Source organism: Pseudomonas sp. NPDC099000 (assembly GCF_044759925.1).
In the GTDB taxonomy this organism is placed as follows: domain Bacteria; phylum Pseudomonadota; class Gammaproteobacteria; order Pseudomonadales; family Pseudomonadaceae; genus Aquipseudomonas.
This window is the reverse complement of the sequence record NZ_JBIWAF010000002.1, coordinates 210,734-225,359: the sequence shown is the minus strand read 5'-3', so window position 1 is coordinate 225,359 and position 14,626 is coordinate 210,734. Positions and strand designations below refer to the sequence as shown.

The window sequence follows — 14,626 nt, the reverse complement described above, 5'->3', positions numbered from 1 at the left end:
GCTAGATAGCAGGAGTCACTCCATGAAGTTCGTAAATACTCTATTGTTTACTGCCTTGACCGTCGCCGTCGCAGGCGTGGCACACGCAGCCGTCTCCCCGGACGAAGCGGCAAAACTCGGCACCAGTCTGACGGGGGTCGGCGCTGAAAAGGCCGGCAATGCTGATGGCACCATCCCGGCCTACACCGGCGGCCTTACCACGCTACCAGCCAGTTACCAGTCGGGCAGCTCCTTTCGCCCAGATCCTTTTGAGGCCGATAAGGCACGTGCCGTCATCGATGGAAAAAACGTTGCTCAATATGCGGACAAACTGACCGCCACCACTCAAGAGTTGCTCAAGCGTTACCCGACCTTCCGTGTCGATGTTTTCCCAACCCATCGCAGCGTTGCGCTGCCGCAGCGGTTGCTGGATAACACCGCGAAAAACGCTGTTGGCACCAAAACGCTTGAGAGCGGTGTCGCACTGGAAAACGCGCTGCCAGGCATTCCTTTCCCGATCCCGAAAGATGGCTATGAGGCCATGTGGAATCACCTGCTGCGCTATCAGGGTTACGCCACCAACTTCAAATACGATTCCTGGAACGTCGACGGTTCCGGCAAGGCAATTCTGGCCACCACCGGTAACGCCTATCTCGAATACCCGCTCTACGATCCGAAACGCACGGATCCGGCGAAAGAGAGCGATCTGTTCTTCAAGACCAAACTCTATTACCAGGCCCCGGCCCGTCGTGCGGGTGAAGCCATCCTGGTACAGGATGCGGTCAACCCTCTGAAGATGGAACGTCGTGGCTGGCAATACCTCCCGGGTCAACGCCGTATAAAACTTGCGCCGGACATCGCTTACGACACCCCTAACCCTGGCTCGGCCGGAGCCTCGACCTATGACGATGCCTGGGTGTTCAACGGCGCACTGGACCGCTACGACTTCAAACTCGTCGGCAAGAAGGAAATGATCATTCCTTACAACACTTACAAGCTGAACTACCACAAGGAAGCAGCGGATATCACCACCGCGCACCACGTCAATCCGGACCTGATGCGCTGGGAGCTGCATCGCGTGTGGGTTGTGGAAGCCACGCTGAAACCAGGCAAACGCCACATCTACAGCAAGCGCACCTTCTACCTCGACGAAGACAGCTGGATCGCCTTGGCGTCGGACGAATATGACGCCAGCGGCAAGCTGTACCGCGGCTCCTTTGCACACCTGGCTTACAGCTATGACGTGCAGGCACCGAACTCCGACAACCACATGATTTATGACTTTGTCTCCGGCAGCTACAACATCACCGGCATCTACGGCCCGTATGGCGGCATCAAATACATCGACCCGCTTTCGAAAGCGCAGTGGGCGCCTGAGTCATTGGCCGGCACGGGTATCCGTTAACCGAACTCCATGGCGTCACTTTCCATCGGGAAGCGGTAGAGCTTCCCGGTGGTTTTTTTATCCGGGAAACAGTTATGAAAAACTTCAAGTGGATGGCGTTGGCCGCACTGGCCGCGGCGCTGGCGCTGCCGTTCACCCGACCCGTGGTGGCGGCACCGTTCGGCGATACCCTGGACAGTCCGGCCATTCAGAGTGAAAAGGCGGTTTCAGGTGCGTTTACGGGACTGGCCAGTGCTGGAAAACGTCTGGTCGCGGTGGGCCAGCGAGGTCATATTTTTTATTCCGATGATGCCGGCGTGCGCTGGCATCAGGCACACGTACCGGTGAGTTCCGACCTGGTAGCCGTGCAGTTCCCCAGCCCGACACAGGGCTGGACAGTCGGCCACGATGGCGTGGTGTTGCACAGCGACAACAAAGGTGAAACCTGGAGCCGTCAGCTCGATGGCCGTCACATCGGGCAGATCATGCTCGAACACTATCAGCGCCAGTCGGCACCGAATGAAGTTTTGTTGGCCGAAGCCCAACGAATGATCGATGAAGGGGCGGATAAACCCCTTCTGGATGTGTGGTTCACCGACGAGAAAACCGGCTATGTGGTCGGCGCGTTCAACCTGATTTTGCGTACCGACGATGGTGGTCAGACCTGGGTTCCCTTGATGGATCGTACTGACAATCCCGGGGCGCTGAATTTCTATGGGATGCGCGCAATCGGCGACGACCTGTTCATCGTCGGTGAGCAAGGTCTGGTGCTGAAACTGGACCCGACAACGCAGCGCTTCGTCAACGTTCCTACGCCCTACAGCGGCAGCTATTTCGGCATCACCGGCACGCCGGGTGCCGTGCTGGTTTATGGCCTGCGGGGCAACGTCTATCGAAGCACCGATCACGGCGCGAACTGGGAAAAAGTCGAGTTGGGCGTGTCCTCCAGCATCACCACGAGCACGGTCACGACTGAAGGCCGAATCATCCTGGTCAGTCAGGCTGGCCATGTAATGGTCAGCGCTGACAACGGGGCAACGTTCACGCAACAGCCACAAGTACGTCTGGGGCCCACCGCTGCGGTACAAGCCATTGCGTCAGATGTCGTGGTTGTCGCGGGCACCCAGGGCTTGCGCCAGTTGCCCTTCGAATAAGCCCACTTCACACAATAAAAAGAGACGAGCCACGTCATGGGTAACTACAACCTCGATACGATGCCGGTGATCCGAGAGCTCAAGGGCTTCGATGCACGTTCCGGCAATGTCCTTGAACGCCTGATCTTCAACAACCGCCTGCTGGTGGTACTGACCTGCCTGATCGTGACGGTATTGCTGAGCTATTTTGCGGCCACTCGGCTGACGCTTAATGCCAGCTTCGAAAAGATGATTCCGCAGAGTCAGCCGTACATCAAAAACTACCTTGAGAATCGCCAGTTGCTACGCGGGCTGGGCAATACGGTTCGGGTGGTGGTGGAGAACACCGAAGGCGACATCTATGACCCGAAATACCTGGAGGTGCTCAAGCAGGTCAACGACACGTTGTTCCTGACGCCGGGTGTGGACCGGGCCTGGATGAAGTCTTTGTGGACGCCGGCTGTTCGCTGGACCGAAGTCACGGAGGAGGGCTTCCGTGGCGGCCCGGTCATGCCCGACTCCTACGACGGCACGGGCAGTGGCGTCGAGCAGCTGCGCTTGAACATTGCCCGCTCCGGCATCATTGGTAGTCTGGTCGGCAACAACTTCAAATCGACCATGATTGTGGTGCCGCTGCTGGAGAAGGATCCGGTCACGGGCGGCGCCATCGACTATCACCAGTTCTCGCGGATGCTCGAAGAACAACTGCGTGACAAGTTCGAGTTTGCCGGCAGCAGTGCGCTACACAAGGCGGGTGAAGAGGGCAAGGGCCCGATCAAAATCCGCGTGATCGGCTTCGCCAAACTGGTGGGCGACCTGATCGATGGTCTGCTGCTGATCATGATGTACTTTGGCGCGGCAGCGCTGATCGCCACCGCCATCATTTATGCGTTCACCCGGTGCGTGCGCAGCACCGCGCTGGTGATCTTGTGCTCAGTGATCGCGGTCGTCTGGCAACTGGGCTTGATCACTTTGTTCGGTTACGCGCTCGACCCGTTTTCGATTCTGGTGCCGTTCCTGGTGTTCGCCATTGGCGTGTCCCACGGTGCGCAAAAAATGAACGGGATCATGCAGGATGTCGGACGTGGCACCCACCAACTGGTCGCTGCGCGTTATACCTTCCGCCGGTTGTTCCTGGCCGGGCTTACAGCTTTGCTCGCAGATGCTGTGGGCTTTGCGGTGCTGATGCTGATCGACATTCCAGTCATCCAGGACCTGGCCGTCACCGCGAGTATTGGTGTGGCGGTATTGATCTTCACCAACCTTGTGCTGTTGCCGGTGTTGCTGTCCTATTGGGGTGTCAGCCCGAAAGCGGCGGCACGCAGCTTGCGTCAGGAAAACCAGGAGCTCAAAGGCAAGGGGCTCGGCAGTCTGTGGAACCTGCTCGACCGTTTTACCGAACGCCGCTGGGCGACGGTGGCAGTGGTGGTTGCGGGGATGATGGCGGTGGGAGGCTTCGTGGTCAGCACGCATTTGAAGATCGGCGATCTCGATCCGGGTGCACCTGAGCTGCGTGCCGATTCGCGCTATAACCGCGACAACGCCTACATCACGGCCAATTACTCGCTGTCGAGCGACCAATTCGCGGTGATGGTCAAAACCGCCAGCGAAGGCTGCCTGAAGTACGAAACCCTGGTGGAAGCCGATCGTCTCGGCTGGTTGCTGCAACAGCAGCCGGGCGTGCAGACCACCGTATCGCTGGTCAATGCGGTGCGGCAGATCACGGCGGGTTCCTACGAGGGCAACCCGAAAATGCTGACCATCGCGCGCAATCAGAACGTGCTCAACTACGGCGCGCAGCAGGCTTCGGTGAACAACCCGGAGTTGTTCGATAACGATTGCTCGATGATGCCGGTGATCGCTTATCTCTCGGATCACAAGGCTGAAACCCTCGATCATGTGGTGAAGGTCGCCGATCAGTTCGCCCGCGAACACAGCAATGGCGATCGCCAATTCATGCTCGCCGCAGGCAGCGCCGGGATTGAAGCCGCCACCAACATCGTCGTGCGTGATGCCAACCGCACCATGTTGTTTTACGTGTATGGGGCGGTGATCGTGCTGTGTTTCATCACCTTTCGCAGCTGGCGCGCCGTGGTAGTGGCGGTCGTACCCTTGATGCTGACGTCGATTCTCTGCGAAGCGTTGATGGTCTGGCTGGGGATGGGGGTGAAGGTCGCGACCTTGCCGGTGATCGCCCTGGGCGTCGGTATTGGTGTCGATTACGCGCTGTATCTGCTCAGCGTCCAACTGGCTCAACAACGTGCGGGACTGTCGTTGACCGAGGCGTACAAGAACTCGGTCGCGTTCACCGGCAAGGTCGTGGCGCTGGTGGGGATCACTCTGGCGGCAGGTGTCATTACCTGGGCCTGGTCACCGATCAAATTCCAGGCCGACATGGGCATCCTGCTGACCTTCATGTTCATCTGGAACATGATCGGGGCGTTGGTGTTAATACCTGCTCTGTCGCATTTCCTCCTCCGACGCGCACATTAAAAAGAAAACGACCTGTAGGGGCCTGCTTGCTGGCGATGGCGCAGTGTCAGTCGCCAGTGATGTTGGATGTACCGGCCTCATCGTGAGCAGGCTCGCTCCTGCAGGGGCCCACAGCTCCGGCGTCACGCTTGTGGGAATCCGGCAAAAAAAGAAGCCCGGCATGCGATACGCTGCCGGGCTTCTGGTTTGTGGTAGGTCTCGAGCTATTCACTCACTCAATGGCAAATCATCGGCATGCCTGAATAGACCCAATATGCCGAGGTTGTAATGCCGCAGACCCAGGCAATGGCCTGCCAACGTCCGTTTTGCCATGCCACTTGCGCAGATAATTGGTCATCACCGTTGCGCCGCCGCTTTGCGCACGCCAGAGACCGCATAACAAACACCGACAAAATAGACGAGGATGCTGATTCCCTGCGCAGCGAGCCATAGGTTCTTTCCGGCTTGCACCGGTTCGAAATAGAAATTCGGCCAGATCTTGTTGCCCACATAAAAGCCCACGCCGGCTGTCACGAGTTCGGCGATAAGACCGTATGCACAGAGCTTGGGCGCAATGCGCTCAAGTCCAGAAATATTTGGCGCCGTGCCCTGGCGGATCGTGGCCAGATTGCACAGTCCAATAGCAATCATGCCAAGGCTGCCGATTTTTAGTGTCATCTCGGCCAGCACCGCAGGGCAGCCCCACCACAGCGTGACGTTCTTCAGAAATACCGGTCCGACATCTCCCTGCTGGGCGCCGACCATGTAGTGCAGGATCGGGATAAAGCCCACTACGAAACCGGTAACGAACAAGCCAAGACCCCAGCGGATGAATGACCAGCCCAGTTCGGCGCGTGTGACGGTTGCTTCGTCACCGACGATGGCCATTGTTGCGTTGCTCATATGAATGTTTCCTGTTGTATGGAGGGACGCCACTAAGGGCGGGTGGCGAGTGACTGTGTCTCTGCCTGGCAGTCACGTGCCGGTTTCAGGCCTTTCGCACGTACCGCAGCGAGTTCCCGCTTGGCGATATCCAGATCGTCGAGGAATACAGGATCAGCGTGCAGACGGGCGACTGCGGCTGCACCGATGAGTCGCCCTGCGTCGACGTCGCTCTGCCAATGTACGTTGCAAATCACCCGGCTTTGGCCATAAGCAAAACCCCGTGCAAGAAGGGCATCGGTACGTTCCGACGCCATCTCGGACAGGATCAGTGCCCATGCCCAGCCGACGGCGCTGTGTCCGGACGGGTAGGATCCGTCTTTTTTCAAGGGGCTCGCGTCCGGGGCACAGATAGGTGCCTGATTCACCATCAAGGGGCGTGTGCGAACGTAAAAATTCTTGGCTGCATAGGTTGCCAGTCCGGCATCCGTCAGCGAGCGACGCAAGAGTTGATAGAGGTAGGGTGTGTCGTCGCTGCTAATCGGGGCATTCAACGCACAGCTGAATGTCTCGGTGGCCTGCGGAAATCGCAGATCGTTGTCGGCGGTTGCCAGTGCCCATCGCGGTGTATCCCGTAAAGCGAGGGCGGCGCGAGAAATCGCTTCGTCACGCGCCATGTCTGCGGAATTCTGCTCGGGAGGGGCAGGGAGCAATGCGCGGCTGTCGGGTAAGGATTCAGGCGATAGATAACCGGTCAACAGACCGGGGCGAAACTCAGGTACGGCCGTCGGTTGAGCAGGCGCATCGGCATACGCAGCAGCAACCCATAGAGCGAGACTGGTTCCCAGCCATAAGGGTCGGAGATTCACAGGCGTTCTCATTTGTGGTTATCAAAGTGATGAGTGAATCAACGCAACGAGGAAAAACTCACTTCTGGCCTGAAACAGGCGTAGTGATTCGACCGGCATTCATTTGCGGTCAGTTGCTGCGGCTTTATCTGAAAAGCGCTCAGAACGTCGACGAGGATGGGGGTGGCGGCCAACAACAGAATTGCAGAGAACATTATTATTGTTTTCATCTCATCTACCTGCTTGCGAGTAGTGTTGGAGATTCTCAGGAGCATCTAACTGTTCAGCACAAAAATGACCCGATCCAAATGTTCAGTCCCCCCCTTTGATGGGGGGGAGGGACGGGGTCATGTCAGAATGGCTGTCAACCGAAACTAGTTCTGTTCGGCGTAAAGCCACTTGCGATTGCGGTACAGGTAGGCAATCAGCCGGAAATAGCTTTCCGGCATCCAGCGCTTGAGGCGCCAGGCCCATTTGGCGTCAGGCTGGGTCATAACGTAGAGGCGGCCTTTTTCCAGTGCGCGAAACACGTCGGCGACAATGTGCTCGGAGGTGAATCGGGATTTTTTCAGTTGGGCCAACAGGCGCTTTTCCATAGCGCGCTCGCTTGTAAGTGAGTCGCCCAGCGATGTCGCGAACACGGTCGGGCACACCACGGTGACGCCGATATCAAATCCACTGAGCTCGGACTTGAGGGTCTCCGACAGGGACACCACGCCCGCCTTGGCCACGTTGTAGGGCGACATTTCTGGCCCGGACAAGGTGCCGGCGCTCGAAGCGGTATTAATAATGCAGCCGCCGCCCTGATTCTTCAGCAAAGGCACGAAGGCCCGGCAGCCATAGATAACGCTCCACAGATCGACGTTGATGACCTTTTCCCACTCTTCCAGGGGCAGGTCATCAATCATTCCCGCAGAGGCAATACCCGCGTTGTTGAACACCAGGTCGACGCCGCCCCACAGTTGTTTGACGGTGTTAGCGGCCTCCTGCAAAGCCTCCTGCCGAGTGACATCCAACACCATGCTGAAGGTCTCGGCGCCGTGTTTGCGCAGTTGCGCCTCAGCCTGGTCCAGTCTTATCACGTTGATGTCGGCGATCAGCAGTTTCCAGCCCCTGCTTGCCAGGTGCATGCAGATGGCTAGGCCAAAACCACTGGCGGCGCCTGTCACGAAGGCGCGCTTTGCCGGGTATTTCTGTTCGAGTTTCATGATTGCTCGCAATGCCGTTGTTGTTGCTGAAATAGGCGGTGGTAGGCGGGGGAGTACTCAGTGCACAGCCCTGGTCTTACCCTGCCAATACGCTTTACGCAGTTCGGTTTTCAGGACCTTGCCTGCCGGGCTGCGTGGCAACTGCTCGGTGAAATCGACGCTTTTTGGGGTCTTGACGCTCCCTAGTCGCTCCTTGACCAGCGCAATCAGGTCGTCTCCCGTACAGCTCTTGCCAGGCTTGAGCTGGACAATTGCTTTCACCGCTTCGCCCCATTTGTCGTCAGGAATACCGATGACGGAACAATCCTGAACGGCGTCATGGGTGGTCAGTACCTGTTCGATCTCGTTCGGATAGACGTTGAATCCACCGGTAATGATCATGTCCTTCTTGCGGTCGACAATGGTGATATAGCCGTCCTCAGCCATGACCCCGACGTCACCGGTGTGGTGCCAGCCTTGTTGGCGGACTTCGGCAGTCGCCTGGGGATTCTTGAAGTAACCCGGCGTCACCAGATCGCCGCGAATGCAGATTTCCCCCGCCTCGCCGCGCGCCACTTCTTCACCTTCGTCATTCAGGATGGCGACGGTGTTGAGTACACAGGGCCGGCCAATGGATTGCAGGCGCGCCTCGTTGATGGTGCCGTCCGCGCCGATGTAGTCCCAGGGCGCCTTGGCGGTAATCGCCGCAGGAGCTTCGGATTGACCAAACGCCTCGGACATCACCGGGCCGAATACCTGCACGGCTTCCTTGAGCTTCTCCAGTGACGTCGGTGCTGCGCCGACCAGGAAATGCTTCAGCGAGCTATAGTCGCGCTGGCGGATATCAGGCAATGCCAGCAGCATGTACAACACAGTCGGCGGCAGGAAAAGATGGGTGACCTTGTATTGTTCAATCGCGTCGGCCACCGCATCAGGGACGGCGCCGGCCATGATCGCGTTGGTCCCGCCGCGCGCGAAGTGCAGGCAACCGGTGAGCCCTGCGGTATGCGTCATCGGCGCCACCACCAGATGGCAGGTGGAGTCGTGATAATCGAAGTGCGCGTAGAAATTGCTGAAGAAAGTGTGGATGTTGCGATGGGTAATCATCACCCCCTTCGACTTTCCGGTCGTGCCACCGGTGGGGTACAAGGCAAAGGTATCGTCCAGGCTGCCGATTTCGACGGCGGGGGCGTAGCTCGCCGGGGCACCTTGTGACCACACCGCGAGAGATGTCCCCACGCCGCAATCACCATCGATGCAAACAAGCTCCCGAAGGCCGGGGCAACGCTCTTTCAGTTGCGCCGCCTCATTGGCGTAGGTGCTATGGAACAGCAGCAATTGACCTTCGAAGTCATTGAACAGATCCACATTGGCCGCCACCGTGTTGCGCGGATTGACCGGCAGCCAGACGCAATGTGCGCGGAACACGCCCAGCAGCGCCAGGAAGGCGACCGTGCTATTGGGCGCGAGAATGCCGACATGGCCGCCGCCACTGAATCCGTTGTGAGCGATCGCGCCGGCAATGGATTGCGTCACGGGCGCCGCCTGGGCATAGGTCACGGCGCTGGCATCGTTACCGACGTCGACGAAGGCCAGATTGTGCGGGTAAAAACGTACTGCGTTATCGAAGTGATCGATGATCCGCATGGCAAATGCACTCCATTAAACAGGTTTCCACAACGACTGGCTTTTTCGACACAGCGTTATTCTCGGGCTGCACAGATGGCAGCCCGCGAAAGTGGTTGATTGGGTCGTTGGGGGATCAGTGGGCGCGTTGGTAGGCGCGGCTCAGCCAGCGCATGCCCTTGAGCTTGAGCACGTTGGTTTCGCCATCCTCGATCATCGATGCCCGGGCGTCGCGCATCAGCTTCTCGATCGGGTATTCCCTGGTCAGGCCATTGCCACCGAACAGTTGCAGCGCTTCACTGGCCACCTGGAACGCAGTCTCGGTGACATAGGTCTTGCTGGTGATCGAGGCCAGCAGGTGAGGGCCTTTTTCGCTGTAGTTGTAGGCGAACACGCGATGGGCAATCGCGCGCGAGAGCTCGACCTTCTGCCACAAGTCGAAGGTGCGCAGCTGCACGCTCTGATGGTTGATGATCGGCGTGCCGCCTTGCTTGCGCTCGTGCACATACGCCAGCGCATGTTCGAAGGCCGCGCGGGCCACGCCGGTGAAGGTCGCCGCCATTTCCATGTTGCCGAACGTCAGGGCGCCAAAGAAGCTGGTGATGGCCGCTTCACCTTCGGCGAGGGCATATTTCCTCGGCACACGGACTTCATTGAAATAGATCTCACCTTGGGGCAGGGCACGCTGGCCGAGTTTTTCCAGCGGCTTGCCCTTCGAGACACCCGGCAGGTCGAGGGGGATGAGGATGGCGATGTGATTCAGCCCCGCGCCATTTTCATGTTCCAGGCCGTTGCCGTAGTCGCAAGGAATGTAGGCCAAGGCAGTTGCCGCCAGCGGCGCATACGACACCCATGCCGAGGACTGGCCTTGAATGATCACTTCATCGCCGTCGACCCGCGCGTACAGGTTGCCGCGCGATTGCTTGGTGCCACGCTGGACCAGATCCGCGTCGATGTCGACGATGTCGCTGCCACGATCGGGTTGGGTTGCGAGCCAGCAGCCGGGAAGTCCGCCAAATCGCTCGATGAGTTCCGGGTTCCCGGAATTGTGTGCCGCATACGCCGGGAAAGAGGACGCCAGCGTGGCGATGGCCAGCCCCGAATCGCCCCAGCCAAGCTCTTCAAAAATGATCGGCATGATGCGCGACTTTTGCTGGCTGTCCATGGCCGCCAGCGCGCCGAGATCGAGCAGCCCGGACTCGTGCACCTGACGCATGTAGTCGAACAGGGGAGAGCCGGGCGCAACCACTTCCTCGGCAGTCATTTTGTCCAGTTCAATGCCGATCGGGCGCATGACGTTCTTGGCGAAGCTGTGCGCCACTTCCTGAATGGCCCGTTCTTCTTCCGTCAAGTCACTTTCCAGACCGCAAAGGCCCAGGACAGGCTCGACAATTCTCTCCAAATCGAACATCGATGATTCCTCTTGTTATTGTTCCAACCGATTGACCGAGAGTAATCCCGTAATGAAAACGCCGACTTATCGAAACGGGCACAGCACTTGTCCCTGCGACCTTTATTTAAGGGGACTCGATAAGTCGGGAGAGGGATCTTCTAGATGCGGTTAGCCACAGCAAATCGGGTGTTGCTCAAGTAGCGCCAAAATAGCGCTGCGTAAAGAATGTCTCCCGATGCCAGGGCCGGTAATGGCCAGGGAATACTGCCCGCCAGCCAGTGGCCATAAATGACAATCACAAACACGGGTTTCAGGAGCGCCCCGAGCAGGATGTATGGGCGATAGCGCACTGGATCGACGCTGATCATCCAGTACACCCAGCCGAACATGACCACCAGGACCATGGTGATCTGGATGAACAGGGCAGACGTCGGGGTGATTTCCAGTCCCATCAGATCCGCAACCGGACCCATGGCCACCAGCAATGGAAGACCTGCGAGAACGTTGAAGCAAGCAGCGGATTTGAATAAACCATGGGTGTAATTGTTTGACTGGGTGCGTGCTGGAATCATGGCTTCACTTCCTCGATCTCGCTTGGCCGCCAGGTCTTGTTGAACCACGGCTCAAGCGGTCCGTAGAGGCGAAGCACGGTGTTCCAGCCTTTGCCCGGCATGGTTTGCACCCAGTTGCTTTCCTTGCCCGGCGGCGCCTTGGGGCCGAAGTACAGGTCCACCGAGGTATCGGGGTTGATCACGATGCCTTTGCGCTGGCTGCCGATACTCGGAAACTGCTGGTCGGTCTGCAGCATCGAGCGCGTTTGATTGTCATAAAGCACGATCGACCAGAAGTTCTTCGCCGGTATATTCGGTGGCAGGTGTAGGCGGTAGGTCTTGGCGCCATCGAGGGGCTGCTGGTTGGCGTCCACGAATGCAGTGGCGTACTGCGACCCGACGCCCACCATTTTGGTGATCATCGCCGGGGTGTTGCCGGTGGCGTAGAAGTAGAAGTACGTGCGCGGGTCGAGCAAGCGGATACCGTCACGCTCGTAGCGATGGCTGCCGCCGACGAAGGGCGTGCCCCAGGCGCTGTTCGGGTAGAAATACGATTCCTCGATGCGTGAGCGGAAGGTGAGCGTGCGCGCCGTGGCGCTGCCGACGGCTGCGGCCTCGGTGAGGATCTTCTTCATCCGCTCGTCAGGTGCGAAGGGTTTGCCTTTCTCGATGCCGATAGCAGCCAACAGACCGAGTGTTTCCGGGTCCATCGCCGCATTCGATTCCTCCTGCACCACTTCGTTGACCTCGTCGAAGAAGGTGATGTTCATGGCGTGGATGGTATTGAACGCCTTGCCGGAGACATTGACGAAGTTTGTCGTCGGTGGAGTGGCGGCCTGCGCCAGCGGATAGATACGCAGGTGCTGCTTGATGTTGTCGACGCCGGGTTTCGGGTCGCCATTGACCTGAAATGCCCGGGTGATGAACAGGTTGCCGAGCGTCGGTGACCTGAGTACGAAGTAGCCTTCGGGCACCGGGCCGTCGTATCCCGGCGGCAGCAGCAGGTACTTGCCGCCCTTGCCTTTGTCGGGTCCGGCGTTGCCGAGGTCGCCGACGTAACGGAACCAGAAGTCATCAACGATGCTGAGGGTATTGGGCGGGCTTTCGATGACGATCGGTCCGTCCTTGAGGTCGATCCAGGCCCAGCCGTAGATGCTTTCGCTGTTGCCCGTCAGGAACAGCGACTTGGCGTCCATCAGGTTCTCGAACAGCGCAACGGTCTGGTTGGCTGGTCCGAACCCAGTGATGCCCTTGCGTATCGCCGACAGCGAAGCCGCCGGCATGGCCGTGAGGAACGCCTGCACGCCGCGCTGGAAGTCAAGGTTGTCGTAGACCTTCTGAACGGTCGCCTCGTCCGGGAAACCGTCGGTAAACCTGAGGGTGCCGAGCCGCGTCTCGAGACTATTGGGTGTCACGATCGAAGGCGGGATGTCCGTTTTGTAGCTTTGTGCGAATGCCGACGAAACCGTGGAGGCCCCGAGCAGCATCAGCATCGCAAGTCTGATGTTCATCCATTGATTCCTTACATTGTCTGCGCCAAGGGGGTACTGATCTCTTCGATTTCACCCGGTTGCCAGGTCTTGTCGAACCAGGCATCGAGCGGACCATAGAGGCGAAGGAGGGTGTTCCAGCCTTTGCCGGGAAGGGTCTGCACCCAGTTGCTTTCCTTGCCGGGGGGTGGCTTGGGACCGAAGTACAGGTCCACCGAACTATCGGGGTTGATCACGAGGCCCTGCTTCTGGCTGCCGGTACTCGGGAACTGCTGATCGGTCTGCAGCATCGAGCGCGTCTGATTGTCATAGAGCACGACTGACCAGAAATTCTTCGCCGGGATGTTTGGCGGCAGGTGCAGCCGGTAGTTCTTGGCCCCATCGAGTGGCCGCCCTTGGGCATCGACGAAGGCCGACGCGTATTGCGAACCCACTCCCACCATTTTCCTGACCAGCGCGGGCGTATTGACCGTTGCATAGAAAAAGTAGAACAAGCGTGCGTCGAGCTGGCGGATGTTGTCTTGCATGAATCGATAGTCACCGCCGGCGAAAAGCTTGCGCCACGCACTGTTGGGGTAGTGATAGGCCTCCTGCGACCGGGGCTTGGTGGCAATCGCGCGCGCCGTGGCGCTACCGACAGACGCCGCTTCCGTGAGAATTTTTCTCATCCGGGCATCAGGCGTGAATGGCTTGCCTTTTTCGATGCCGATGGCAGCGAGCAGGCCGAGCGTCTCAGGATCAAGCGCCGCGTTCGGCTCCTCCTGCACCACCTCGTTGACCTCTTCGAAGAACCCGAAATCCATCGAATGGATGGTGTTGATCGTTTTGCCGGAGATGTTGACGAAGGTCGTCGCCGGTGGATTGGCGGCCTGCGCCAGCGGATAGATGCGCAACTGTTTCTTGAAGCTCTCGACCGCAGGTTTCGGGTCGCCGTTCACCACAAACCCTCGGCTGGCGAACCAGTTGTTGAAGGTGCGGGATTTGAAGACGTGGTAACCCTCAGGCACTTGCCCCTCATAGTCTGGAGGAAGCAACAGATACTTGCCGCCCTGGCCCTTGTCGGGCCCGGCGTTACCCAGGTCCGTGACGTAGCGGTACCAGAAGTCATCGACGAAGCCGAGTGTATTGGGTGGGCTTTCGATCACCACTGGCCCGTTCTTCAGATCGATCCATCCCGACACGTAGACGCTCTCACTGTTGCCCGTCAGGAACAACGATCGGGAGTCCATCAGCGTCTCGGTGATGAACAGCGTTCCGTTGTCAGGGCCGAGCGACCGGAGGGCCTTGCGCATCGCCACCTGTGAGGCGGCGGGAATCGTCGAGATGAACGCCTGCACGCCGCGTTGGAAGTCGAGGTTGTCGTAGACCTTCTGCACGGTCGCTTCGTCCGGGAACCCATCGGTGAAGCGCAAGGTGCCGAGGCGTGTCTCGAGGGTATTGGGTGTGACGATCGAAGGCGGGATGTCGGTTTTGTAGGTCTGGGCAACGGCCGTAGAAGCCACGAGTAAACCGAGCACGATGAAGAGAGACGATTCAAGTCTTCGTCCAGCTCTTCCTGCAAGGCTCGTTGGGGGCAATGTCATTCTTCTTGTTCTCCATTGATGCGGACGAAGTCATCCAGCCGTTTTTGGCTGGCTTATTCTGAGAACTGCACCGCATCAATGGTTTGTTAATGCACGAC

General features: G+C 58.6%; 11 protein-coding genes. 3 read left to right on the top strand and 8 right to left on the bottom strand.

The genetic code is table 11. The annotated features are described in order from the left end of the window. The first annotated feature begins 22 nt into the window (after positions 1 to 22). The 3 genes from ACIQV9_RS03275 to ACIQV9_RS03265 all read left to right on the top strand — a co-directional run bounded on the left by ACIQV9_RS03275 (position 23) and on the right by ACIQV9_RS03265 (position 4,989). Entirely contained in the window at positions 23 to 1,384 is a 1,362-nt protein-coding gene (locus ACIQV9_RS03275) for a DUF1329 domain-containing protein (protein WP_403098091.1), read from the top strand. Positions 1,385 to 1,458: 74 nt separating this feature from the next. Next, positions 1,459 to 2,517, top strand: coding sequence for a WD40/YVTN/BNR-like repeat-containing protein (locus ACIQV9_RS03270; protein WP_403098089.1), 1,059 nt, complete (start codon positions 1,459 to 1,461; stop codon positions 2,515 to 2,517). 36 nt (positions 2,518 to 2,553) lie between these two features. Continuing rightward, positions 2,554 to 4,989, top strand: coding sequence for an RND family transporter (locus ACIQV9_RS03265; protein ID WP_403098087.1), 2,436 nt, complete (start codon positions 2,554 to 2,556; stop codon positions 4,987 to 4,989). Positions 4,990 to 5,325: 336 nt separating this feature from the next. On the opposite strand, the gene ACIQV9_RS03260 is transcribed toward ACIQV9_RS03265, so the two are convergent. The 8 genes from ACIQV9_RS03260 to ACIQV9_RS03225 all read right to left on the bottom strand — a co-directional run bounded on the left by ACIQV9_RS03260 (position 5,326) and on the right by ACIQV9_RS03225 (position 14,528). Then, positions 5,326 to 5,871 (bottom strand): hypothetical protein, encoded by a 546-nt coding sequence (locus ACIQV9_RS03260; RefSeq protein WP_403098085.1) that lies wholly within the window; start codon positions 5,869 to 5,871, stop codon positions 5,326 to 5,328. Between the two features lie 32 nt (positions 5,872 to 5,903). Beyond that, a complete protein-coding gene (locus ACIQV9_RS03255) occupies positions 5,904 to 6,527 on the bottom strand; it encodes a phosphatase PAP2 family protein (protein ID WP_403098082.1) in 624 nt (207 codons plus the stop codon). A gap of 545 nt (positions 6,528 to 7,072) precedes the next feature. Continuing rightward, positions 7,073 to 7,906 carry an SDR family NAD(P)-dependent oxidoreductase gene (locus tag ACIQV9_RS03250; protein WP_403098079.1) on the bottom strand — a complete coding sequence of 278 codons (834 nt, stop codon included), beginning with the start codon at positions 7,904 to 7,906 and terminating at the stop codon, positions 7,073 to 7,075. Between the two features lie 57 nt (positions 7,907 to 7,963). Then, positions 7,964 to 9,532, bottom strand: coding sequence for an AMP-binding protein (locus tag ACIQV9_RS03245; RefSeq protein ID WP_403098077.1), 1,569 nt, complete (start codon positions 9,530 to 9,532; stop codon positions 7,964 to 7,966). 115 nt (positions 9,533 to 9,647) lie between these two features. After that, positions 9,648 to 10,922, bottom strand: a complete 1,275-nt coding sequence (locus ACIQV9_RS03240; RefSeq protein WP_403098075.1) for an acyl-CoA dehydrogenase family protein — start codon at positions 10,920 to 10,922, stop codon at positions 9,648 to 9,650. 140 nt (positions 10,923 to 11,062) lie between these two features. Further along, positions 11,063 to 11,476 carry a hypothetical protein gene (locus tag ACIQV9_RS03235; RefSeq protein WP_403098073.1) on the bottom strand — a complete coding sequence of 138 codons (414 nt, stop codon included), beginning with the start codon at positions 11,474 to 11,476 and terminating at the stop codon, positions 11,063 to 11,065. Continuing rightward, the gene (locus ACIQV9_RS03230) at positions 11,473 to 12,966 is read right to left on the bottom strand and encodes a DUF1254 domain-containing protein (RefSeq protein WP_403098071.1); all 1,494 of its coding nucleotides are present in this window, start codon (positions 12,964 to 12,966) and stop codon (positions 11,473 to 11,475) included. Before ACIQV9_RS03230 ends, ACIQV9_RS03235 begins: the two co-directional genes overlap by 4 nt. Positions 12,967 to 12,977: 11 nt before the next feature. Next, positions 12,978 to 14,528 (bottom strand): DUF1254 domain-containing protein, encoded by a 1,551-nt coding sequence (locus ACIQV9_RS03225; RefSeq protein WP_403098069.1) that lies wholly within the window; start codon positions 14,526 to 14,528, stop codon positions 12,978 to 12,980. Positions 14,529 to 14,626: the final 98 nt, after the last annotated feature.

Bases quoted from the DNA above. Each gene is read 5' to 3' on its own strand.
- ACIQV9_RS03275 (WP_403098091.1), top strand. From the start codon at position 23: ATGAAGTTCGTAAATACTCTATTGTTTACTGCCTTGACCGTCGCCGTC.
- ACIQV9_RS03265 (WP_403098087.1), top strand. From the start codon at position 2,554: ATGGGTAACTACAACCTCGATACGATGCCGGTGATCCGAGAGCTCAAG.
- ACIQV9_RS03245 (WP_403098077.1), bottom strand. From the start codon at position 9,532: ATGCGGATCATCGATCACTTCGATAACGCAGTACGTTTTTACCCGCAC.
- ACIQV9_RS03240 (WP_403098075.1), bottom strand. From the start codon at position 10,922: ATGTTCGATTTGGAGAGAATTGTCGAGCCTGTCCTGGGCCTTTGCGGT.
- ACIQV9_RS03260 (WP_403098085.1), bottom strand. From the start codon at position 5,871: ATGAGCAACGCAACAATGGCCATCGTCGGTGACGAAGCAACCGTCACA.
- ACIQV9_RS03225 (WP_403098069.1), bottom strand. From the start codon at position 14,528: ATGACATTGCCCCCAACGAGCCTTGCAGGAAGAGCTGGACGAAGACTT.
- ACIQV9_RS03270 (WP_403098089.1), top strand. From the start codon at position 1,459: ATGAAAAACTTCAAGTGGATGGCGTTGGCCGCACTGGCCGCGGCGCTG.
- ACIQV9_RS03255 (WP_403098082.1), bottom strand. From the start codon at position 6,527: ATGGCGCGTGACGAAGCGATTTCTCGCGCCGCCCTCGCTTTACGGGAT.
- ACIQV9_RS03235 (WP_403098073.1), bottom strand. From the start codon at position 11,476: ATGATTCCAGCACGCACCCAGTCAAACAATTACACCCATGGTTTATTC.
- ACIQV9_RS03230 (WP_403098071.1), bottom strand. From the start codon at position 12,966: ATGAACATCAGACTTGCGATGCTGATGCTGCTCGGGGCCTCCACGGTT.
- ACIQV9_RS03250 (WP_403098079.1), bottom strand. From the start codon at position 7,906: ATGAAACTCGAACAGAAATACCCGGCAAAGCGCGCCTTCGTGACAGGC.